The organism is Ancylobacter aquaticus (assembly GCF_004339465.1).
GTDB classification, from domain to species: Bacteria; Pseudomonadota; Alphaproteobacteria; order Rhizobiales; family Xanthobacteraceae; genus Ancylobacter; species Ancylobacter aquaticus.
This window is the reverse complement of the sequence record NZ_SMFY01000002.1, coordinates 179,434-200,168: the sequence shown is the minus strand read 5'-3', so window position 1 is coordinate 200,168 and position 20,735 is coordinate 179,434. Positions and strand designations below refer to the sequence as shown.

At 68.5% G+C, this 20,735-nt stretch carries 20 protein-coding genes; 12 read left to right on the top strand and 8 right to left on the bottom strand.

The window, feature by feature from the left end; translation table 11 throughout:
- The first annotated feature begins 5 nt into the window (after positions 1 to 5).
- Genes EV667_RS10435 through EV667_RS10425 form a run of 3 tightly spaced genes read left to right on the top strand, consistent with a single transcriptional unit; the run spans position 6 to position 2,442 of the window.
- The gene (locus EV667_RS10435; protein WP_131835294.1) at positions 6 to 1,136 is read left to right on the top strand and encodes an acyl-CoA dehydrogenase family protein; all 1,131 of its coding nucleotides are present in this window, start codon (positions 6 to 8) and stop codon (positions 1,134 to 1,136) included.
- On the top strand, positions 1,133 to 1,870 hold the full coding sequence (locus tag EV667_RS10430; protein WP_131835293.1) for a PIG-L deacetylase family protein: 738 nt from the start codon (positions 1,133 to 1,135) through the stop codon (positions 1,868 to 1,870). The genes EV667_RS10435 and EV667_RS10430 overlap by 4 nt, the downstream gene beginning before the upstream one ends.
- Positions 1,867 to 2,442, top strand: a complete 576-nt coding sequence (locus tag EV667_RS10425; RefSeq protein ID WP_131835292.1) for a class I SAM-dependent DNA methyltransferase — start codon at positions 1,867 to 1,869, stop codon at positions 2,440 to 2,442. The genes EV667_RS10430 and EV667_RS10425 overlap by 4 nt, the downstream gene beginning before the upstream one ends.
- Here EV667_RS10425 and EV667_RS10420 read toward each other — a convergent pair.
- Both EV667_RS10420 and phnX read right to left on the bottom strand, forming a co-directional pair.
- Positions 2,332 to 3,579: a glycosyltransferase family 2 protein gene (locus EV667_RS10420; RefSeq protein ID WP_131835291.1), complete on the bottom strand. Its 1,248-nt coding sequence runs from the start codon at positions 3,577 to 3,579 to the stop codon at positions 2,332 to 2,334. The genes EV667_RS10425 and EV667_RS10420 overlap by 111 nt on opposite strands.
- A gap of 89 nt (positions 3,580 to 3,668) precedes the next feature.
- Complete coding sequence (gene phnX / locus EV667_RS10415) at positions 3,669 to 4,487, bottom strand: phosphonoacetaldehyde hydrolase (RefSeq protein ID WP_131835290.1); 819 nt, start codon at positions 4,485 to 4,487, stop codon at positions 3,669 to 3,671.
- A gap of 188 nt (positions 4,488 to 4,675) precedes the next feature.
- Between phnX and EV667_RS10410 the strand changes: the two genes are divergently transcribed.
- The 4 genes from EV667_RS10410 (at position 4,676) to EV667_RS10395 (ending at position 7,608) form a co-directional block, all read left to right on the top strand.
- Positions 4,676 to 4,951, top strand: a complete 276-nt coding sequence (locus EV667_RS10410) for a metal/formaldehyde-sensitive transcriptional repressor (protein ID WP_131835289.1) — start codon at positions 4,676 to 4,678, stop codon at positions 4,949 to 4,951.
- Positions 4,952 to 4,960: 9 nt separating this feature from the next.
- Positions 4,961 to 5,962, top strand: a complete 1,002-nt coding sequence (gene dmeF, locus EV667_RS10405) for a CDF family Co(II)/Ni(II) efflux transporter DmeF (RefSeq protein WP_131835288.1) — start codon at positions 4,961 to 4,963, stop codon at positions 5,960 to 5,962.
- 161 nt (positions 5,963 to 6,123) lie between these two features.
- On the top strand, positions 6,124 to 7,152 hold the full coding sequence (locus tag EV667_RS10400; protein ID WP_131835287.1) for a L,D-transpeptidase family protein: 1,029 nt from the start codon (positions 6,124 to 6,126) through the stop codon (positions 7,150 to 7,152).
- Positions 7,153 to 7,224: 72 nt separating this feature from the next.
- The gene (locus tag EV667_RS10395; RefSeq protein WP_245516099.1) at positions 7,225 to 7,608 is read left to right on the top strand and encodes a hypothetical protein; all 384 of its coding nucleotides are present in this window, start codon (positions 7,225 to 7,227) and stop codon (positions 7,606 to 7,608) included.
- Positions 7,609 to 7,664: 56 nt separating this feature from the next.
- Here EV667_RS10395 and eutC read toward each other — a convergent pair whose 3' ends face one another.
- Both eutC and EV667_RS10385 read right to left on the bottom strand, forming a co-directional pair.
- Positions 7,665 to 8,492: an ethanolamine ammonia-lyase subunit EutC gene (gene eutC / locus EV667_RS10390; protein ID WP_131835286.1), complete on the bottom strand. Its 828-nt coding sequence runs from the start codon at positions 8,490 to 8,492 to the stop codon at positions 7,665 to 7,667.
- Complete coding sequence (locus EV667_RS10385; RefSeq protein WP_131835285.1) at positions 8,489 to 9,877, bottom strand: ethanolamine ammonia-lyase subunit EutB; 1,389 nt, start codon at positions 9,875 to 9,877, stop codon at positions 8,489 to 8,491. The genes eutC and EV667_RS10385 overlap by 4 nt, the downstream gene beginning before the upstream one ends.
- Positions 9,878 to 10,055: 178 nt before the next feature.
- On the opposite strand from EV667_RS10385, the gene EV667_RS10380 reads away from it, so the two are divergent.
- The 5 genes from EV667_RS10380 to EV667_RS10365 all read left to right on the top strand — a co-directional run bounded on the left by EV667_RS10380 (position 10,056) and on the right by EV667_RS10365 (position 14,531).
- Positions 10,056 to 10,799 carry an alpha/beta fold hydrolase gene (locus EV667_RS10380; protein WP_131835284.1) on the top strand — a complete coding sequence of 248 codons (744 nt, stop codon included), beginning with the start codon at positions 10,056 to 10,058 and terminating at the stop codon, positions 10,797 to 10,799.
- Positions 10,800 to 10,921: 122 nt separating this feature from the next.
- Positions 10,922 to 11,977, top strand: coding sequence for an agmatinase (gene speB, locus EV667_RS10375; RefSeq protein WP_131835283.1), 1,056 nt, complete (start codon positions 10,922 to 10,924; stop codon positions 11,975 to 11,977).
- Positions 11,977 to 12,777 (top strand): carbon-nitrogen hydrolase family protein, encoded by an 801-nt coding sequence (locus EV667_RS10370; protein ID WP_131835282.1) that lies wholly within the window; start codon positions 11,977 to 11,979, stop codon positions 12,775 to 12,777. Before speB ends, EV667_RS10370 begins: the two co-directional genes overlap by 1 nt.
- A 111-nt stretch (positions 12,778 to 12,888) precedes the next feature.
- The gene (locus tag EV667_RS22565) at positions 12,889 to 13,032 is read left to right on the top strand and encodes a hypothetical protein (protein ID WP_165901594.1); all 144 of its coding nucleotides are present in this window, start codon (positions 12,889 to 12,891) and stop codon (positions 13,030 to 13,032) included.
- Between the two features lie 149 nt (positions 13,033 to 13,181).
- Positions 13,182 to 14,531, top strand: coding sequence for an MFS transporter (locus tag EV667_RS10365; protein ID WP_131835281.1), 1,350 nt, complete (start codon positions 13,182 to 13,184; stop codon positions 14,529 to 14,531).
- A gap of 6 nt (positions 14,532 to 14,537) precedes the next feature.
- Here the strand turns inward: EV667_RS10365 and EV667_RS10360 are convergent, their stop codons facing one another.
- The 4 genes from EV667_RS10360 to kdpB form a co-directional block, all read right to left on the bottom strand.
- Positions 14,538 to 15,221: a response regulator gene (locus EV667_RS10360; RefSeq protein ID WP_131835280.1), complete on the bottom strand. Its 684-nt coding sequence runs from the start codon at positions 15,219 to 15,221 to the stop codon at positions 14,538 to 14,540.
- On the bottom strand, positions 15,218 to 17,914 hold the full coding sequence (locus EV667_RS10355) for a sensor histidine kinase (RefSeq protein ID WP_131835279.1): 2,697 nt from the start codon (positions 17,912 to 17,914) through the stop codon (positions 15,218 to 15,220). The genes EV667_RS10360 and EV667_RS10355 overlap by 4 nt, the downstream gene beginning before the upstream one ends.
- A gap of 13 nt (positions 17,915 to 17,927) precedes the next feature.
- Positions 17,928 to 18,509 (bottom strand): potassium-transporting ATPase subunit KdpC, encoded by a 582-nt coding sequence (kdpC, locus tag EV667_RS10350; protein ID WP_131835278.1) that lies wholly within the window; start codon positions 18,507 to 18,509, stop codon positions 17,928 to 17,930.
- A 123-nt stretch (positions 18,510 to 18,632) separates the two neighbouring features.
- The gene (gene kdpB, locus EV667_RS10345; RefSeq protein ID WP_131835277.1) at positions 18,633 to 20,699 is read right to left on the bottom strand and encodes a potassium-transporting ATPase subunit KdpB; all 2,067 of its coding nucleotides are present in this window, start codon (positions 20,697 to 20,699) and stop codon (positions 18,633 to 18,635) included.
- Between the last annotated feature and the right edge of the window lie 36 nt (positions 20,700 to 20,735).

Sequence of the window (20,735 nt, the reverse complement as noted above, 5' to 3'; positions counted from 1 at the left end):
CTCCTATGCTCGACATCGCGGACGACCACACACGGGGACATGAGTCGCTGCTCGGCGATCTGCGCCGCCTCGTCCGCCATACGGCGGCGCTCGACGAGGACGGCAGCTTCCCGTCGCAGGACATTGCCCGCCTCGCCGCCATCGGTGCCCTTACCGCGCCTTTCGGCACCAACGACGCGGCGGGCATAGCCATCGGTGCGCCAGACGAACTGGCGGAGGTGCTCCGCCTCATCGGCCATGGCGGCCTGCCGCTCGGCCGGCTTTATGAGGGGCATGTCAACGCGGCGGCTCTGATCCTCCGTTATGGCACCCGCGATCAGGTACTGCGCGCCCGCACGCAAGCGGCCGCGGGTGCGCTGTTCGGCGTGTGGAACACCGAGGGCAGCGACGGGGTGCGGCTGATGCGTGAAGGCGGGGCGCTGCGCCTCGTCGGCAGCAAGACCTTCGCCTCTGGTGCCGGCCATGTCGCTTGCCCGCTGATCACCGCCCGCGACGTGGACGGTGCGTGGCGGATGGTGCTGCCGCAGCTTGACGACGCTGCGCGTGCCGACCTCTCCGACTGGCGGGCCCACGGCATGCGGGCCTCGGCTACCGGCAGCTTCCGTTTCACTGGCCTTACCGTGGCGCCGGAGGATCTTCTGGGCGGCGCTGGCGACTATCACCGGCAGCCGCATTTCTCCGCCGGCGCCTGGCGCTTCTGCGCCGTCCAACTCGGCGGCATCGAGCGGCTGGTCGACGAGGCGAAGGACTTCCTCCGTGCCGGCGGGCGGCATGAGGACCCCCACCAGCTCGCGCGCATGGGGGAAACGCTCATCGCAGCGGAGACTGCCCGGTTGTGGGTCGGCAGCGCCGCCCGTCTGGCCGAGGCGGCAGGGGTGGCCGACACGCCGGAAGCCGCAGAGCGCGCCATAGCCTATGTGAACCTGGCCCGCTCGGCGGTGGAGCGCTGCGGGCTGGAGACGCTTGAGCGGGTGCAGCGCTCCGTCGGCCTGGCGGGGTTCTTGCGCCCCAATCCGCTGGAGCGCGTGAGCCGCGATCTGGCGACTTATCTGCGCCAGCCGGCGCCGGATCGTGCCCTGTGCGCCGGAGGCGCCTATGCCTTCCGCGACGAGGCCGCCGGGGACCTCTGGCGATGACCGTGACTCTCGGCGACGCATTGGACGCCATGGCTGGCTTCCCCGAGGTGGAACCGGCGGATTTCGTGCGGCGTGGGCTGCTCGTCATCGCGCCGCATCCCGACGACGAGAGCCTGGGCTGTGGGGGACTCATCGCGACCTGCCGGGCAGCCGGCCTTCCGGTTTCCATTCTCATCGTCAGCGACGGGGCAGGCTCACACCCCGGCTCGACGCTTTTTCCACCCATGGTTCTGGCGGCGTTGCGCCAGCAGGAGGCGATCCTGGCAGCGGCGGCACTCGGTGTCGGGCCATCGCATGTCCATTTCGCCGGCCTGCCGGACCGCTCCGTGCCGATATCGGGCTATGAGGCGGAACGAGCCTGCGATCGCATCGCCGCTCTTGCCGCCACTGCGGACGTGGTGGCCGTCACCTGGCGGCACGACCCGCATGGCGACCACAAGGCCTGCTTCGCACTGGCGCGGGCGGCGGTGCGGCGCGTCCCCGGCGCGACACTTTGGGAGTACCCGATCTGGGGCCTCACCCTGCCGCCGCACATGCCGCTTCCGGGCGAGCGCCCGCGCGGCGTGCGGGTCCGCGTCTCCGATCACCTGCCGGCGAAGCGGCGCGCCATCGCCGCCCATGCCTCGCAGACCACGGCGCTCATCGTCGACGATCCCAAGGGATTCCGCCTCACGCCGGACATGCTGGCCCGCTTCGACACGCCTTGGGAAACCTTCATCGAGTCCCCACCATGAGCCCCTCGCTCCCCACGGCCTATTTCGACACGCTGTATGCCCGCTCACCCGATCCCTGGTCCTTCGAGTCCAGCCCATACGAGCAGGCAAAATACGCGGCGACGCTCGCCGCCTTGCCCCGTCCGCGCTACGGGCGGGCGCTTGAGATCGGGTGCTCCATCGGCGTGCTGACGGAGCGCCTGGCCCCCCGCTGCGATGCGCTGATCGCGATGGAACCCGCCGCCGCGGCTCTGGAGCGGGCGCGTGAGCACTGTCGGGGGCTCGCGCAGGTCGAGTTCCTGCAGGCCAGCGTTCCCGATGACTGGCCGGAGGGAACATTCGACCTCATTCTGCTGTCGGAAGTCGTCTATTACCTCGCACCGGCCGACGTCTCGCGCCTCGCCGCGCGGGTGACGGCGGCTCTCCGCCCCGGAGCGCATGTCGAGCTGGTCCATTGGGTGCGGGAAACGGACTATCCGCTCTCAGGCAATGAGGCTGCCGAGTTCTTCATCGCGGCCACCGCCGACACCCTGAGGCTGGTGACGCAGCAGCGCACCGAGGATTATCGGCTCGACCTTCTCGTTGCCGCGTGAGGCGCGATCCAGCGCCCGCAGCAGCTGGTGGGCGGCGACGAGATGGCGCTCCATTTGCGAGGGCCGCAATGGGCGCGGCGCCAGCAGCGGGCTGAGCCGCTCCACCGTCGCCCAGACCTCACCGAACCGAACGCGCGCCACACCCTGCAGTGCACCCACCGGCACGCCCAGCCGGCGCTCCCACGCGGTCGCGTCGAGACCCCGGTCGAAGGCCTGCCGCAGGCGACGGCGCAGCACCATGCGACGCAGGGCAACCGGCAGCGCTTCAAGCTTCTCATCGCCGGGAAGGTCGTGGTTCTCCAGCCTCTGGCGCAGCGTCGCGGCACAGCCCCCGCTCGCCCGCCCCTCAAGCCGCGCCGAAGTGGTGACGACGATGGCGGGGTCGTGACGAATCGGGATGTCGTGGCGCGCCAGCGCCGCTGCGAGCGCCCTGTCTTCGCCGACCTCCACGTTCGGCTGGCCGCCAATCTGACGATAGGCGGCCAGGCTCACGGCGAAGCTGGCGCCGGAGGCGGTCCAATGGTTCGGCCAGGGGTCATGCGGCACCGGGTCAAGCCGGCCCGCCAGCGCCAGCAGCGCCGCCTCATAGGCGGCCTCGATCCGGCGACGCCTCCGAAGCGCCGATGGCAGCGCCGCCGCTTCGACCGGGTCGAGCTCGAAACGGCCCGCGACCGCGCCGCATCCCGCCGAAAGCCCGGCAAGGTTGCGCGCAAGCCAGTCCGGCGCCACCACCGTATCGGCATCGGTCGTCAGCAGCGCCCCATGCACGCCGCCGTGCTCGATCCAGGTGCTGGCAAGGTCGAGCGCCAGCCCGCGTGCAAAACCGGCATTGGCGTAGGCCGGCGGAACATCCAGCCGCAGAACCCGGTGCGGCAGGCCGGCGGCCGCGAGCACCCGGCGGGCCTTGGGAACTGTCTCGTCGCGGCAATTATTCGCGAGCACCAGCACCCCGAAGGCGCCGACATCGCTCTCCGCCCGGCGTTGCCCGACAAGTGCAGTGAGGCAGCGCTCGATCCGCGCTTCTTCATCGCGGGCGGGCACGGCGACGACCACGCGTGGCGCAAACCGCGAGAAGCCGGCCTGCCGTTCGAGCAAGCTCGCGAAACCGAGACGTGGCGGGGAAAGGGATGCGGACACGGGAGACCTCTGAAGCACAGCGCGAACGCCCGTGCCGGCCTTCCGGTTCCGTTATCTGCCTCTTCCGAACAATCCCGGCGCTTCGGCGCTCAGGGTCGCTCGCCCCGCGCGAGACGACCATTGATGGTGGCAAGCACCGGCAAAAGGTCGGCTACGCCATCAATGACATAATGCGCCCCGGCCGCCGCTAGCTTTTCCGCCGCGCGACGGCGGCGAAGCGCAAATTCCTGCGCCGAAAGCGCCGCCGTATCTGCCTGCGAGAGGCCGAAGACATTGCCGGTGACGGCCACGCCCACGGTCCAGGCGCCGCAATTGAGCCCCTCGCTGATGCCGACTTCCGTATCGTCAACCTTGACCACCGCCCACGGCGGATAGACTTCCAGCTCGGTCAGCACCTTCCACATCAGGAACGGCGTCGGGCGCCCGTCCGGCACGTCGCCGGTGCAGGCCATGGCGTCGGCGGTAAAACCCTGTGCGGTGGCAATCGGGGTGATCTTCGCCATGATCTCGCGGGTGTAGCCAGTGGTGCTGCCGATCTTCAGCCCTTGCGCGCGCACCGCCGCCGCCGTCGCCGCCGCGCCGGGAATGAGATCGGCATAGCTTGCCGCCACGGCGATGTTCTTTGGCACGAACACCGCATAGACGGCATCGATATCGGCCTCGGTCGGGGCGTGGCCATGCACCCGCTGCCATTCGCCGGCGATGCGCGGCATGGCGAGCAAGGCCGCCACATGCGGGCGCTTGGCCATGCCCATCGGCACGCGCGCCTCGTCGATGCTGATCGCGACATCGAACGCGGCGAAGGCGTCGACAAAAGCACCCATCGGTGCGAGCGAGCCGAAATCGACGACGGTGCCGGCCCAGTCGAAGACGACGGCCTTGAGGCGAGACAGTGACATGGCGCTCATCCGGTTGAAGGCATCCGCTCCAGCGCCCGACGACCCGGGCCGAACGCGCGGCGCTACGCTATCCCGCTGTTTCCTGTCACGTGCAAGGGTCTGCCGACCGAGCGCGGGCACGTCCCTCGCCCGCCTCGACGCCGAGAGGCGACGCGTTCCCTTGCCGGCACGCCAAATATAGGGTACCCCCCTATCCTATGTCGCATCTCTCAACGCCCAATCCTGCTTTGCTTGCCCGTGTCCAGCGCATCGCCGGACAGGTGGCGGCGATCGAACGCGGCCTCGCCGCTGGCGCGGACTGCACCGCCCTTCTCCACCTGGTTGCCGCCACCAAGGGCGCCGTCAGCGGCCTGATGGAGAAGATCGTGGAGGAGCACCTCCATTCCCATGTCGCCGATCCCGACCTCTCGCCCGCCGCGCGGGCCGAGGGCGCGCGCGAGCTGATGGAAGCCATTCGCCGCTACTCAAAATAGGTCACGATCATGAACCCGCTGCCGGATACGCAGGCCTTCACGCACCCGCACCAGTTCCTCAGTGCCAGCCATGACGAGAGTTCGCGGCGCACCCTTCTTGTTGCGATCCTGACGGCGGTCATGATGGTTGGCGAGATCGCCGCCGGCTTCTACACCGGCTCGATGGCGCTGCTGGCCGATGGTTTCCACATGGCCACCCATGCCGGCGCCCTCGGCATCGCCGCTCTCGCCTATGGCTATGCCCGCCGGCACGCCGGGGACGCCCGGTTCAGCTTCGGCACGGGAAAGGTGGGCGACCTTGCCGGCTTCGCCTCGGCGGCCATACTCGCCATCGTGGCAGTCGTCATGGCGTTCGAGTCCGTGCTGCGCCTGTATGACCCCGTCGAGGTGGCGTTTGGCGACGCCACGCTGGTGGCCGTGCTCGGCCTCGGGGTCAACCTGGTCAGCGCCTTCCTGCTGGGCGGCGGCCATTCGCACGGGCATGGACATGAGCACAAGCCCCACGCTCATGCGCCCCACGCTCACGACCACCCATCCCACGATCACGAACACCCGCACACTGACCACGCGCACCGGGGCGGCGCGCATGCCCGCGACAACAACCTCCGCGGCGCCTATCTGCATGTGCTCGCCGATGCGCTGACCTCGGTTCTGGCCATTGTCGCCCTCATCGCCGGTGGCCTGCTCGGCTGGGTGTGGCTCGACCCGGTTATGGGTATCGTGGGCGGCCTTGTCATCGCCCGCTGGGCCTGGAGCCTGATGCGCGACACGTCCTCCGTCTTGCTCGACCAGACCGACATCCAGCTCGCCGGGGAGGTCACGCAGGTGGTCGAGGGGCCCGGCGATGTCCGCATTGCTGATCTTCACGTCTGGCGGATCGGCCCCGATTCGCACGCGGCCATCATCAGCGTGGTGGCGCCGTTCGGCCTGACCTGCGACGCCATCCGCGCCCGGCTAGCGCCCGTGCATGAGCTCAAGCACATCACCGTCGAGTGCCGCCACGCCGCCTGAGCCGCGAGGCCAGGGTTTGCCGATCACAGCCTCGCGAAGGCGGTTCATCCTAACGATCTGGAAACCATGGCGGCATTAATCGGGGGTGGCCGGTGGGGTAGAACGCCCCTCGCCGTGCGTCTGCCGTCGATCCGCCTTGTTGCGACGCTAGCCGAGCTGACATGAACCTGTTGCGCACCGTCTTGATGTTCTGCCTCGCCGCCTTCCTTGCGGGTTGCGCGTCCATGGATGGCGACGATCGCGGCTCGATCCCGATTCCGCAGAAGCTGATGCAGGAGATGGCCGCCAAGGGCATGAGCCCGGACGACCCGATCATGGTGAGGATCTACAAGCAGGAGAGCGAGCTGGAGGTGTGGAAGCGCACCACGTCCGGCCGCTACGCCCTGCTCAAGACCTACCCGCTCTGCCGCTGGTCGGGCAAGCTCGGTCCCAAGACCCGCGAGGGCGATCGCCAGGCGCCGGAAGGCTTCTACACGATCTCCCGTGGCCAGCTGAACCCGCGCTCGCAATACTACCTCTCCTTCAATCTCGGCTATCCCAATGCGCTGGAGCGGGCGCTCGGCTACAGCGGCAGCGCGCTGATGGTGCATGGCGCCTGCACGTCGGCCGGCTGCTACGCCATGACCAATGACGGCGTGGGCGAGGTCTATGCGCTGGCGCGCGAGGCACTGGCCGGCGGCCAGCCGGGCTTCCAGGTGCAATCCCTGCCCTTCCGCATGACCCCCGGCAACATGGCCGAGCACCGCGCCAACCCGAACATGCCCTATTGGCGCAACCTCAAGGAAGGCACCGACCTGTTCGCCGTCACCCGCGTGCCGCCTAATGTCTCGGCCTGCGGAGGACGCTACAGCTTCACGCCGGGCACCCAGCCGGCGCAGCCCATGGCCGATCCGCTGGCGCCCTGCCCGATGCCCCTGCCCGACGCCGCGCTGATGGCGGCGACGAACAAGCAGATGCAGGATGAGCACAGCATCGCGATGCTGGCGGCAACCCGCCCGCCCGCCAACGCGACCTATGTCGATGGCGGCATGCATCCCAGCTTCCGCGACATTCTGCGCCGCTCCGGCCCGCAGAAGCTGGCGGCGATGACCTCGGGCGGCAAGATCCCTGTCAGCGAGCCCACCGCCGCCCTTGCCGACCCCTATAAGGGGGCTGAGCAGCACTATGAGGAAGGCGACAGCGCCAATTAGCGCGGCCGCGAGGTCTTCCCCCTGCCGCCGCTTTGCGGCAGATAGGCGTCTCATCCCATTGTATGAGGCGACATGGCGACCCGAATGACCCCGAACGAGATGCTGGCCATCGCCCGCGATCTCCCGCGCCTGCCCTTCACGGAAGCGGACCTGGCCCTCATCCGCTCCGGCACGCCGGATGTGGCGCCAAAGCTTTCGGCCAAATACGCGCCCTCGGAAGGCTTCTATTACCTAGCCGCGCCCTCGCTCCACATGGAGTTCGTTGTGGTGAAGTGGGAGCGGATGCGCCTGCCCTTCCTCACCTTGCCGCGTTACACCATCATGATGGGCTTCGAGCATGGCGACGTCTGGGAGAAGGGGCCGGTAGTGAATCGCCTGCGGGCCGTGCCCTTCATTTTCAAGCGGATGACGCTGGCCGACAACTGGCTCGACGACGAGTTCGGCCGCAAGAAATAGCGCCGGTCGTTCACTCCGGCTGTGAGGGACCACCCGTAACGGCTTGAACGATACGCCTAACCGATCCGCGCGGGCGGCGGGTGGCCGCCGATGAGCAAAAGGTCGCTCTCGTCCTTCAGCGCTACGCCGGTGAGCCGCCGCGCAAGCGCCTCCTTGAGCAGCCAGGAGAGCTTGAAGGCGGCGTGGTCGTGCGAGAGGCCCTCACCGCGCACATTGGAGATGCAGTTGCGTTCGGCGTCCGAGCGCCCGGCGCGGGGGGCGAAGGTGAGGTAAAGGCCGAGGCTGTCCGGCGAGGACAGGCCCGGCCGCTCGCCGATGAGGACGATGACGGCCTGCGCCTTCAGTAGCTCGCCCACCTCGTCACCGAGAGCCACACGCGCCTGAGACGCCACGCACACCGGACCGACGCTCCAGCCCGCCTCGGCGATCCGCGCCTTGAAGGCGGTAAGGAACGGCACCGCCTGCGCATGGATGGCGGTGGAGGACAGCCCATCGGCGACCACGATGGCGATATCTGCCGGCGCCCCGCCTAATTCGCCAAGCAATCCAACGCTTTCCTCCGATAGCCGGCGGCCAAGATCGGGGCGGCGCAGATAGGAATCGCGCGCCGGGGCGGCAGATTTCACCTCCACGGTCTCGAAGCCGAGCGCGGCAATCTCCGCCGCCACGCGGGCGGAATCGAAGGGCAGATGAACCGCATCGCGCGCCTGCGCATGCGCCAGAGCGAACCGCAGCACTTCGCGGGTCGGAAGCCCGGTGCCGGCCCGGCCCAGGGCGATGCGGGCCGGGGTGATGCTGGCCAGCCGGCGCCAGCTATCCTCGATCACCGCATTCCCGATCCCCTTATCTGCCGGAAGATCGCCATCCTCAGCCGGATCGCTCATGCCGCCAGCCCCGGTGCGGCGGCCAGCAGCGGGTGCGTGCCGTGCTGCTTCCTCAAGCTGCCGTCCGGCTCGGTGATGCCCATGCGCTGCAGCCACGCCTCGAATTCCGGCGCCCGCTTCAGGCCCAGCACCTGGCGCAGGTAGAGCTGGTCGTGGAACGAGGTGGACTGGTAGTTCAGCATCACATCGTCGGAGCCGGGAATGCCCATGATGTAGGTGACGCCCGCCGCGCCGAGCAGCGTCATCAGCGTGTCCATGTCGTCCTGGTCGGCCTCGGCGTGGTTGGTGTAGCAGACGTCGCAGCCGAGCGGCACGCCCATCAGCTTGCCGCAGAAATGGTCCTCAAGTCCGGCGCGGATGATCTGCTTGCCGTCATAGAGATATTCCGGCCCGATGAATCCGACGACCGTGTTCACCAGCAGTGGCTTGAACGGCCGGCATACCGCATAGGCGCGCGCCTCCAGCGTCTGCTGGTCGACGCCGTGATGGGCGTTGGCGGAGAGTGCCGAGCCTTGCCCGGTCTCGAAATACATCACGTTGTCGCCGAGCGTGCCGCGGTTGAGCGACAGCGCCGCCTCGCGCCCCTCTTTCAGCGTGGCGAGGCTGATGCCAAAGGAGGCGTTCGCCCCTTCCGTGCCGGCCACCGACTGGAACACCAGATCGACCGGCACGCCGCGATTGATCACCTCGGTGGCGGTCGTCACATGGGTGAGCACGCAGGCCTGCGTCGGAATGTCGAAGCGCTGGATGATGCCGTCGATCAGCTTCAGCAATTCGCTGAGCACCGGGACGCTGTCGGATGCTGGGTTGATGCCGATCACCGCGTCGCCGCAGCCATAAAGCAACCCGTCGAGGATCGAGGCGGTGACGCCCGCCGGGTCGTCGGTAGGGTGGTTGGGCTGAAGCCGCACCGCCATGGTGCCGGGCAGGCCGATGGTGTTGCGGAACTTCGTCACCACCCGGCACTTCCTGGCGACGGCGATCAGGTCCTGGTTGCGCATCAGCTTGGACACCGCCGCCGCCATTTCCGGCGTCACGCCGGGCGCAATGGCGGCCAGAACCTCGCTGGTGGCGATGCCGGACAGCAGGAAGTCGCGGAAATCGCCGACCGTCATGTGCGAGAGGGTGCGGAAGGCGAGCGCGTCATGCGTGTCGATGATGAGCCGGGTGACCTCGTCTTCCTCATAGGGCACCAGCGCCTCGTTGAGGAAGGCGGTGAGCGGTACGTCGGCGAGGCACATGCGGGCGGCGACATTCTCTTCCGCCGTGGCGGCGGCGATGCCGGCCAGCATGTCGCCGGAGCGCAGCGGCGTCGCCTTCGCCATCAGGTCCTTCAGATCGGCGAAGGCGTAAGTCTGCGATCCGGCGACGGTGCGATAGGCCATGTGTGCGGTCCCTGGGGCGCCCACTGCTCAACGCGGCGCCATGGTCAAAATGTACCCTGCCGCCGCGAAGGGGCAAAGCGCAACTTCGGTCGGGGTCTCCTGCCGCCCCTGGCATGCCACGCTGGACGTAGCCCGCGCCGGCCGCTACCACGCGCCACGCGTTTTCGGAGGAAAAGCCATGGCCACCTTCATTCTCATCCACGGCTCCTGGCACTGGGGCGGCTGCTTTCAGAAGGTGGCGAACATGCTTGGCGCCGCCGGGCATGCGGTGATCGCCCCCGACCTCGCCAGCCACGGCTTCGACACAACGCCGACCGCCGCCGTCACCGACATCGCGATCTATGCCGCCCCGGTGCGCGCGGCGCTGGAAGAGATCGAGGGCAAGGCCATTCTTGTCGGCCATTCCGTCGGCGGGGCGACGTGCACCTGGCTGGGCGAGGAAATGCCCGAGCGCGTCGAGGCGCTGGTCTACCTCACCGGCTTCATGGCGCCGAACGGCAAGTCGGCCCGCGATTTCGTCATGACGCCGAGCTATCTCAAGGACCCGGCCATCGTGGAGACGCAGGGCATGCTGCGCCTCGGCAAGGAAGGGCTGGGGCTCGACCTCGCGCGCCGCGACCTCATCGCCCGCTCGCTCTATTCCGATTGCACCGAGCACGACATCGACCGCGCTTTGCCCAACCTCGTGCGCGTCACCCCGCACGCGCCGTTCGCCACCGTCTCCGCCATCACGCCTCACCGCTTCGGCAAACTGCGCCGGCACTATATCGAGTGCTTGCAGGACCGGGGCCTGCCGCTCGCCGTGCAGCGGGACATGCAGGCGGCGGTGCCGGGGGCAACGGTCCACCAACTCGACACCGGACATTCGCCCTTCTTGAGTGCGCCGGAGGAGGTGGCGGACATCTTATTGAACATCCGCTGAGCCCGCCGCGCCACACCTCGCGGCAACCGGCAGGGGAAAGGCCCGTGCCCCCTCCCCGGCCCGGCCGGCACAGGCTAGCCTGACCGGACTTCCAGAAGCCAAAGGCTCACAAAGAGGCGCGAATGTCCGATCAGGAAAAGCTCGACAAGCTGCGGGCCAAATATGCCGGCGTCGGTGGCGGCGTGGTCTATGACGAGACCTTCAAGCGCGTCGCCGAACTGCAGTTCAAGGATGGCGAAAAGCGCGTCTGGCCATGGGCCGGTGCCGCCACGCTGCTGGATGCGCCCTATCGCCCGGAGGCGCAGGAACGCGCCGATTTCGGTGGGCTCGACGTGGCGCTGATCGGCGTGCCGATGGACCTTGGCGTTACCAACCGCGCCGGTGCCCGCCTCGGCCCACGCGCGGTGCGCGCCATCGAGCGCATCGGCCCCTATGAGCATGTGCTGGGCATGGTGCCGGCCGCCGAGGCCAAGGTGGCAGATATCGGCGACGTGCCGTTCCGCTCGCGCTTCAGCCTCGATTCCTGCCATGAGGACATAGAGGCGTTTTACAAGAAGATCGTCGCGGCCGGCGTCATCCCGCTTTCGGTCGGCGGCGATCATTCCATCACCGGCTCGATCCTCAAGGCGGTGGGCGAGACGCGCCCGGTCGGCATGCTGCACATCGACGCCCATTGCGACACGTCGGGCACCTATGAGGGCGCCAAGTTTCACCATGGCGGCCCCTTCCGCAACGCCGTGCTGGACGGGGTGCTCGACCCCACCCGCACCATCCAGATTGGCATTCGCGGCGGAGCGGAATTCCTCTGGGAGTTCTCCTATGAGAGCGGCATGACGGTGATCCATGCCGAGGACGTCACCGGCATGGGCGTGCCCGCCATCATCGCCAAGGCGAAGCAGGTGCTGGGCGACGGGCCGGTCTATGTCTCCTTCGACGTCGACAGCCTCGACCCCGCCTTCGCGCCGGGCACTGGCACACCGGAAATCGGCGGCCTCACGTCGCGGGAGGTGCTGGAAATCCTGCGCGGACTGAACGGCCTCGACGTGATCGGCGGCGACGTGGTGGAGGTCGCGCCGCAATATGATCCCACCTCGAACACCCCGCATGCGGCAGCGCAGGTTCTGTTTGAAATCTTCTGCATGTCGGTGACGGCGCTGAAGGCGCGGAAGGGCTCCTGATGCGCCTTGCCCTGTTGCAGACGGCGGGCGACCCGTCGAACGAGCCCACCGCCAATCTCGACCTTCTCGACGCGGCAGCGGCCAAGGCGGTGGCCGGTGGCGCCGACCTTCTGCTGGCGCCCGAGATGTTTCTCACCGGCTACAATATCGGCCGCGAGGCAGCGCTGGCGAAAGCCGAGCCGGCCGATGGCCCCAGCGCCTGGCGTGCCGGCGAGATTGCCCGCACCCTTGGCGTCGGGCTTTGCTACGGCTATCCCGAGCTGGGCGATGGCGGCGCGATCTACAATTCCTGCCTGCTCATCGGCAAGGATGGGGCGCCGCTGCTCAATTTCCGCAAGACCCATCTGTTCGGCGATCTCGACCGGGCGATGTTCGCGCCCGGCGAGGGCTCGGCAGAGCTTGCGAGCTTCGAGGGCTACAGGGTCGGCATGCTCATCTGCTACGACGTGGAGTTCCCCGAAGCCGTGCGCGCGCTGGCGCTGGCGGGCGCCGACCTCGTGCTGGTGCCAACCGCCAACATGAAGCCCTATGACGCGGTCTCGCATGTCGTCGTGCCGGCGCGCGCCTTCGAGAACGAACTCTTCGTCGCCTACGCCAATCGCTGCGGTGTGGAGGGCGAACTCGACTATATGGGCCTGAGCTGCGTCGGCGATCCCCATGGCACCAACCTGATGCTGGGAGGCGATGGCGAGGAACTTCTCTTCGCCGATCTCGATCCCGCGCGTCTGAAGGCGGCGCGGGCGATCAACACCCATGTCCCCGACCGACGCCCCGAAGTGTATCGTCGCCTGATCCCCTGAACGCGCCAGACAGCCGCACCGAAACGGGCGGAACTCGATCCGCCCGTGCCGCGTTCTGTTACCGCTCGGCTTTCCGCGCGTGGCGGCGGGCCGAGGCAAACGGGGAAAACCATGAATCGAAATGTCCTGATCGTCGCCGTCATCGTGCTCGCCTGCGTGGCCGGATTCTTCGCCTATCGCGCCTATGAGCAGGACCAGAACTCGCTGCAGATCGAAGTCGGGCCGGAAGGGGTGAAGGTCGATCCCCCGGGCTGATCACAGCCATCAGATCGGGGGATGCCGCCGGCACGAATATCCGGCGCCCCCCGGCTGCTTTTCCCGACCCGATACTTTAAAACCGCCTCCGACATCCAACCGGCCGCGCCATGAGGGCGCGCATCCGGCTGCCGTTGCGGAGCGCCTTCATGTCGTCCACCCTCGCCGCCGGGCATGCCGGTGCCGTCGCCAATCCCCGCTCGCGCGTCATACTGGCGAGCCTGATCGGCACCACCATCGAGTTCTACGATTTCTACGTGTATGCCACGGCCGCCGTACTGGTGTTCCCGCATCTGTTCTTCCCGGCGGGCAATGACACGACGGCGCTGCTGGCCTCCTTCGCCATCTTCGGCGCGGCCATGGTCGCCCGGCCGCTCGGCGCCATCTTCTTCGGCCATCTCGGCGACAAGCGCGGGCGCAAGGTAACGCTGGTCGGCGCTTTGCTCACCATGGGCGTCGCCACCTTCCTCATCGGCCTGCTGCCGACGTTCCATCAGGTCGGCTGGCTGGCGCCGGCGCTTCTGGTGGTGATGCGCCTTGCGCAGGGTTTCGCCATCGGCGGCGAATGGAGCGGCGCGGCGCTGGTGGCGACCGAGAACGCCCCGCCCGGCAAACGCGCTGTCTATGGCACCTTCCCGCAACTCGGCGCGCCGTTGGGCTTTATTCTCGCCAACGGCCTGTTCCTCCTCATCGCCGCGATCCTGCCCTCGGAAGACCCGACCCGCCCGTCCGACGCCTTCCTTGAATGGGGCTGGCGCATTCCCTTCCTGTTTTCCATCATCATGGTGGCCGTCGGCCTGTGGGTGCGTCTCCATCTCGTGGAAAGCACGGCCTTCACGAAAACGGTGTCGGACGGCAAGGTGCACAAGCTGCCGCTGGCCTCGGTGTTCCGCACCCATAGGCGCCAGCTGGTGCTCGGCACCTTCTACATGCTGGCGACCTATGTGCTGTTCTACCTGATGACGACCTTCTCGCTCAGCTATGGCCGCGCCGGCACCGGCGCCGCCCTGCCCGGGCTCGGCTACGACTACACGACCTTCGTGCTGATGATGATCATTGGCGTGGTGTTCTTCGGCATCTTCACCATGCTGTCCGGCCCGTGGGCCGACCGCTGGGGCCGGCGGCGCACGCTGATCGCGGTGACGCTTGCCATCATCGCCTTCGGACTGACCTGGGTGCCGATGCTCGCGGCCGGCCCGGTGGGCGTGATGGCCTGGCTCATTCTCGGCTTCAGCCTGATGGGCATGACCTTTGGCCCGATGGGCGCGCTGCTGCCGGAGCTGTTCCCGGCCAATGTGCGCTACACCGGCTCGGGCATCGCCTACAATGTCTCGTCCATCCTCGGCGCGGCGGTTGCGCCCTTCATCGCCATCGCGCTGTGGTCCTGGGGCGGGGGCAGTCCGTTCTGGGTCGGGGTGTACCTGTCGGCGATGGCCGGCCTGACCCTGATCGCCCTGCTGATAGGCAAAGAGACCCGCGACGTCGACATCGAGGCGTAGCGCAAGTCACTCCCCAGCCCGGTAGCCGACCCCCGGCTCGGTGACGATCAGCACCGGATTGGCCGGGTCCGGCTCCAGTTTGGCGCGCAGTTGACCGACATAGACGCGCAGATATTGCGTGTCGTGCTCATGCGCCGGGCCCCACACCTCACGCAGGATGTGGCGATGGGTCAGCACCTTGCCGGCATGGCGCGAGAGGAAGGCGACGAGCTCGAACTCCTTTGGCGTCAGCTTGATCTCCTCGCCCTCGCGCAGCACACGATGGCGGGGAATGTCGATCTCTACCGCTCCCAGCCGCAGCACCGGAATTTCGCCCTTGCCCTGCATCCGGTGCCGCAGCGCGGCGCGCAGGCGCGCCATCAACTCGCCCATGCCGAACGGCTTGTTGATGAAATCGTCGGCCCCAAGGTCCAGCGCCTCGATCTTCTCGACCTCGCGGTCGCGCGCCGAGAGCACGAGGATCGGCACGTCCGACCATTCGCGCAGGCGGCGGATCACCTCCTTGCCGTCCATGTCGGGCAGGCCGAGATCGAGAATCACGACATCCGGCCGGCGATTGGCGACCAGCGCCAGCGCCTGCGCGCCGGTGTCCGCCCGCAGCGCCTCGTAGCCGTTGGCGGCGAGCGCCGGCGCCATGAAGCGATGGATCGCCGGCTCGTCGTCGACCACCAGCACCGTGCCCGCGCTCATGGCTCGTCCTCCGGCGTCGCGGCCTGCGGGGAAAGTGGCAACCGCATCGCGATACGGGCGCCGTTGGTCTGGCCGGGCGCGGGACTGCGCGCCGAGACCGACCCCCCATGGGCCTCGACAATACCACGGGTGATGGCGAGGCCGAGCCCCGAGCCGTCGCCACCATCGCCCGCGCCGCGTGGGGCGCGCACGAATTTCTCGAACACATGCGGCAGCGTCTCGGCCGGAATGCCCGGCCCGTCATCGGTCACGGCGACCACAAGCTGGCCGTCGATGACGGTGGCGGAGAGGCGGATGTGCGCGCCCACGCCGGCATAGCGCACGGCATTGGCGACGACATTGCCAAGCGCCTGGTCCATCAGGCTCGGGTCGGCCTCGATCAGCGGCAGGCCGGGCGCGCTGGTGACGACGAAGCGCTGGGTGGCGCCGCGCTTCTTCACCGTGGCAACGGCGCGGTGCATCAGCTCCACCACGTCCACCCAGTCGCGTCGCATGTCGAGCGCGCCAGCTTCAAGCCGGGTCATCGAGAGCAGGTTGCGTACCATCAGGTCGAGATTCTCGGCCTCCTCGCGCATCTGCGCCAGCAGGTCGCGGCGCGCCTCTTCGGGGATGCCGGGGCCGTAGTCGAGCAGGCTGGTGGCCGCGCCGAGAATGGAGGCGAGCGGGGTGCGAAAATCATGGCTGATCGAGGCCAGGAGGATGTTGCGCACCCGTTCCGTCTCGGCGGCGGTGCGCACGCGCGTCACCTCGGCGGAAAGCTGCGTGCGCAGCAGCGCCGCTGCCGTCTGCTCGGCGAGCGTACCGAGAAGGCCCTCGCTTTCCGTGTCCAAAGGCGCCGCGCCGTCATGCTCGATCCCGACGACGCCGATGCGGGCGCCCCTCTCGAGGCCGCCGAGCGGCAGGAACAACCAGGGCGCTCGCGGCAGGGTGCCGGTGCCCGCCCCCGCCGCCTCGCCATGCTCGAACGCCCACCCTGCCGCCGTCATCGAGGCGGTGTCGAGCCGGTCCTCCGGTGGCCAGGCGGCGGCGAGTGCGAGGGTACCCTCCTGCGCCAGCAGGATCACGCTCGCCCGTCCGAGAGCCGCGTGCAGTTCCACCACCGCAGCCTCCGCCACCGAGGCCCGGTCCGGCAAGGCGGAGAGCTTTCGGGTGAAATCATAGAGCCGCCGGGTCGCCCGCATGCGCCGGGCGGCGAGCCGGGCCTGCTCGCGCGCCCGGCCGGCGATCGCCGAGATGATGACCGCCACGATGAGGAACACCAGCAGCGCCAGCAATTCGTGCGGCCGGGCGACGGTGAAGGTTTCTACCGGGTCGATGAAGAAGAAATTATAGGCGAGAAAGGACATGGCCGAGGCGAGGATCGCCGGCCAGACGCCGTGCAGCAGCGCCGGCAGCAGCACGGCGAGCAGATAGAGCATCGACACGTTCGGCAAGGCGACGAAGCGGGTCAGCACCAGGCCGAGCAGCGTCGCCGTCGCCACGCCGAGCCCGGCGGTGACATAGCCGGCGAGTGGACCGGCCGGCGCCAGCCGGGAGCGCCAGCCCGCGCGCCCCTCGCTCGCCTGCGCGGTGACGACATGGATGGCGATGCCGTTCGCCGTGCGCACCAGCGCATCCGCAAGCGGCCGACGCAGCGCACCGAACGGCCAGCGGCGCCGGGCCTTGCCAATGATGATCTGCGTCACATTCTCGAAGCGCGCGAAGCGCAGCAGCTCGGCCGCGACATCCCCGGCCACCAGCGCGCGCACCTCGGCGCCGAGGCTCTCGGCAAGGCGCAGGCCGGCGTCGAGCTTCTGGCGGTCGGGGGTCGCCATCACCTGGCCGGGGCGCTCCACCGTCACCGCGAACCACGCGGCGTCCATGAGGTCGGCGAGGCGCTTGGCCTCGCGCACCACGCGCTCCGCCGCCATGTCCGGCCCGACGCAGACCAGCAGCCGCTCGCCCGCCGCCCATGGCCCCTCGATCGCCGCGCCCTGCATGCGCTCGACCAGATCGCTGTCGACCTGCGCGGCGACCCGGCGCAGAGCGAGCTCGCGCAGGGCTGTGAGATTGCTCGGCTTGAAGAAGCTCTGCACCGCACGGCTGGCGGTGTCCTCGACATAGACCTTGCCGTCCGCAAGACGCTTCAGCAACTCATCCGAGGGCAGGTCGACAAGGATGATCTCGTCGGCCTTGCGCAGCGCCGCGTCCGGCACCGTCTCGCGCACCCGCACGCCGGTGATGCGCTGCACCACGTCGTTGAGGCTCTCGACATGCTGGATGTTGAGCGTCGTCCACACGTCGATGCCGGCGGCGAGCAGGTCCTGCACATCCTGCCAGCGTTTGGGGTGGCGCGAGCCCTCGACATTGGAGTGGGCGTATTCGTCAACCAGCAGCAGCGCCGGCCGCCGGGCAAGCGCCGCCTCCAGGTCGAATTCCGGCACCAGCCGGCCACGGTATGCGATGCCCTTGCGCGGGAGCATCTCCAAACCGGCGGTCAGCGCTTCGGTCTCGGCCCGTGCATGGGTCTCGACAAGGCCCACCACCACATCGCGTCCGCCGGCCTGCGTCGCGCGAGCGGCGGAAAGCATCGCATAGGTCTTGCCGACCCCCGGCGCGGCGCCGAGGAAAATGCGCAGCTTGCCGCGCGCCTCGCGTTCGGCGGCGGCAAGCAGGGCGTCCGGGTCGGCGCGAGGGGCCTCCTCGGCGCTCATTCTCATCTCCGTCTCACGAGCGCGGCGCATCCTTGGCGAGGGCATCCAGCGCAAGATTGAGCGCCAGCACATTGACGCGCGGCTCGCCGAAGACGCCAAGTTGCGGGCGCTCTATGTGGACCTCGACAAGGGCACGCACAACTGCCGCGTCGATCGCGCGGGCGGCGGCGACGCGCGGCACCTGTGCCAGCGCATTCGCCGGAGAAATATGCGGGTCGAGGCCGCTGGCGGAGGTGGTCACCGCGTCGGCAGGAACCGGCCCGGTGAACCCCGCCGCCCGCAGCGCTTCGGAATCGGTCTTCAGCCGCTCCGCCAGCCTGGCGCTGGTGGGACCGAGGTTCGTTCCTGACGAGGCGGACGCGTCATAGCCGGTGCCCGCAGCCGAAGGGCGCGGGTGGAAATAACCGGCGCCGGTCGTGGCCTGGCCGATCAGTGCCGAGCCGACCACCGTCCCGTCGCGGGTGATCAACGATCCGCTGGCCTGCCGGGGAAACAGCACCTGCGCGGCTTCGGTGATGGCCAGCGGATAGGCGAGACCGGCGAGCAGGGTGAAGGCAATGAGCAACGTCACCGCCGGGCGGAGATAAGTGAGCATGTGAGAATTCCTTGAGTTCGTCGCGTCGTCCCGGACGGTTGCAGGCCGATCCGGGATCGTTTGAAAATCGGCGGGCGATTCCCGCGCCGCGGCTTTCGCTTTCGGCCGGGATGACGCCGGGTGTCACGCCAGCCCCACCGCCACCAAGGCGAGGTCGATGAGCTTGATGCCGATGAAAGGCAGTGCCAGCCCGCCCAGCCCGTAAATGGCGAGGTTGCGCGCCAGCACCGTTCCGGCCTCGCCCGGCCGATAGGCCACGCCGCGCAAAGCGAGCGGGATCAGCGCGACGATGATCAGCGCGTTGAAGATGACCGCCGAGAGGATGGCGCTCTGCGGTGAGGCCAGCCCCATCACGTTCAACAGCCCCAGTTCGGGAATGGCGGCGATGAACAGCGCCGGGATGATGGCGAAATACTTCGCTACGTCGTTGGCGATGGAAAAGGTGGTGAGCGCGCCGCGCGTCATCAGCAATTGCTTGCCGATGCCGACAATCTCGATGAGCTTGGTCGGGTCGCTGTCGAGGTCCACCATGTTGCCCGCCTCGCGCGCCGCCTGCGTGCCACTCTGCATGGCAACGCCGACATCGGCCTGCGCCAGAGCCGGGGCGTCATTGGTGCCGTCGCCGCACATGGCGACCAGCCGCCCCTGGCGTTGCTCCGTGCGGATATAGGCCAGCTTGTCCTGCGGCGTGGCCTCGGCGATGAAATCATCGACGCCAGCCTCGGAGGCGATGGCGGCGGCGGTGACGGGATTGTCGCCCGTCACCATCACCGTGCGGATTCCCATGCGGCGCAGTTCCGCGAAGCGTTCCTTGATGCCGGGCTTCACCACATCCTTCAGGTGGATCACGCCCAGCAGCCGGCCATTCTCGGCAAGGCCGAGCGGTGTGCCGCCGGAGCGGGCTATCCGCTCCACCGCCGCATCGAACGCGGTGATGCCGGTGGCGGCGTGCGGATCAACCGAATGCACGAAGCGCTTGATGGCATCGACCGCCCCCTTGCGGAGGCGCCGGTCGTCGACGTCGACGCCCGAGAGCCGGCTGGCTGCCGAGAAGGCAACGAAGCTCGCGCCGTCAAGCGCCGCCGTCTCGGGCGTGATGCCATGGGTCTCGCGAGCGAGCGCGAGAATGGAGCGCCCCTCGGCGGTTTCGTCGGCAAGGCTCGCCTGCACGGCGATCAGCGCCGCTTCATGCTCACTGACGCCGGGCACCGGGATGATCTCGCTCGCCATGCGGTTGCCGAAAGTGATGGTGCCGGTCTTGTCGAGCAGCAGCGTGTCGACATCGCCCGCCGCTTCCACCGCGCGGCCGGACATGGCGAGCACGTTGTGGCGGATCAGCCGGTCCATGCCGGCAATGCCGATGGCCGAGAGCAGCCCGCCAATGGTGGTCGGGATCAGTGTAACCAGCAGCGCCACCAGCACCGGCACGGGAACGTCCGCCGCCGCATAGCGCCCCAGCCCGGCCAGCGAGACGACCGCGATGAGGAAGATCAATGTCATGCCGACCAGCAGCACGGAGAGCGCCAGCTCGTTCGGCGTTTTTTGCCGCTCGGCGCCTTCCACCAGAGCGATCATCCGGTCGAGGAACGAAGAGCCGGGCGCGGCGGTGATGCGCACCACCAGCCAGTCGGAGATCACGGTGGTGCCGCCGGTGACGGCGGAACGGTCGCCGCCGGATTCGCGGATAACCGGCGCGCTCTCGCCTGTTATGGCGGCCTCGTTGACCGAGGCGATGCCCTCGACGATTTCGCCATCGCCGGGGATGAGGTCGCCGGCCTCGACCACCACATGGTCGCCGATCCCGAGGTCCAGCGCCGAGACGGTGTCAAAGGCGGCGCGGTTGGCGGGGTCGCGCAGGCGCTTGGCCACCGTGTCGGTGCGCGCCCGGCGCAGGCTGTCGGCCTGGGCACGCCCCCTGCCCTCGGCCAGAGCCTCGGCGAACGTGGCGAACAGCACGGTGAACCAGAGCCACGCCATGATCTGGCCGGTGAAGGCCAGCGGATTGCCGACCAGGACGTCACGGACGAAAAGCACGGTCACGAGCGCGGCGACGATTTCGGTGACGAAAATCACCGGGTTGCGCATCAGTGCCACCGGGTTGAGCTTGGTCACGGCATCGCGTGCCGCCCGCCCGATCAGCTCGGGCGAGGCGAAGGCGGAGCCGGACGTCGCCTTGGTGTGCGTGGACATGGATGTGTCTCCGAAGCGGCGGGGTCAGAAGGTCTT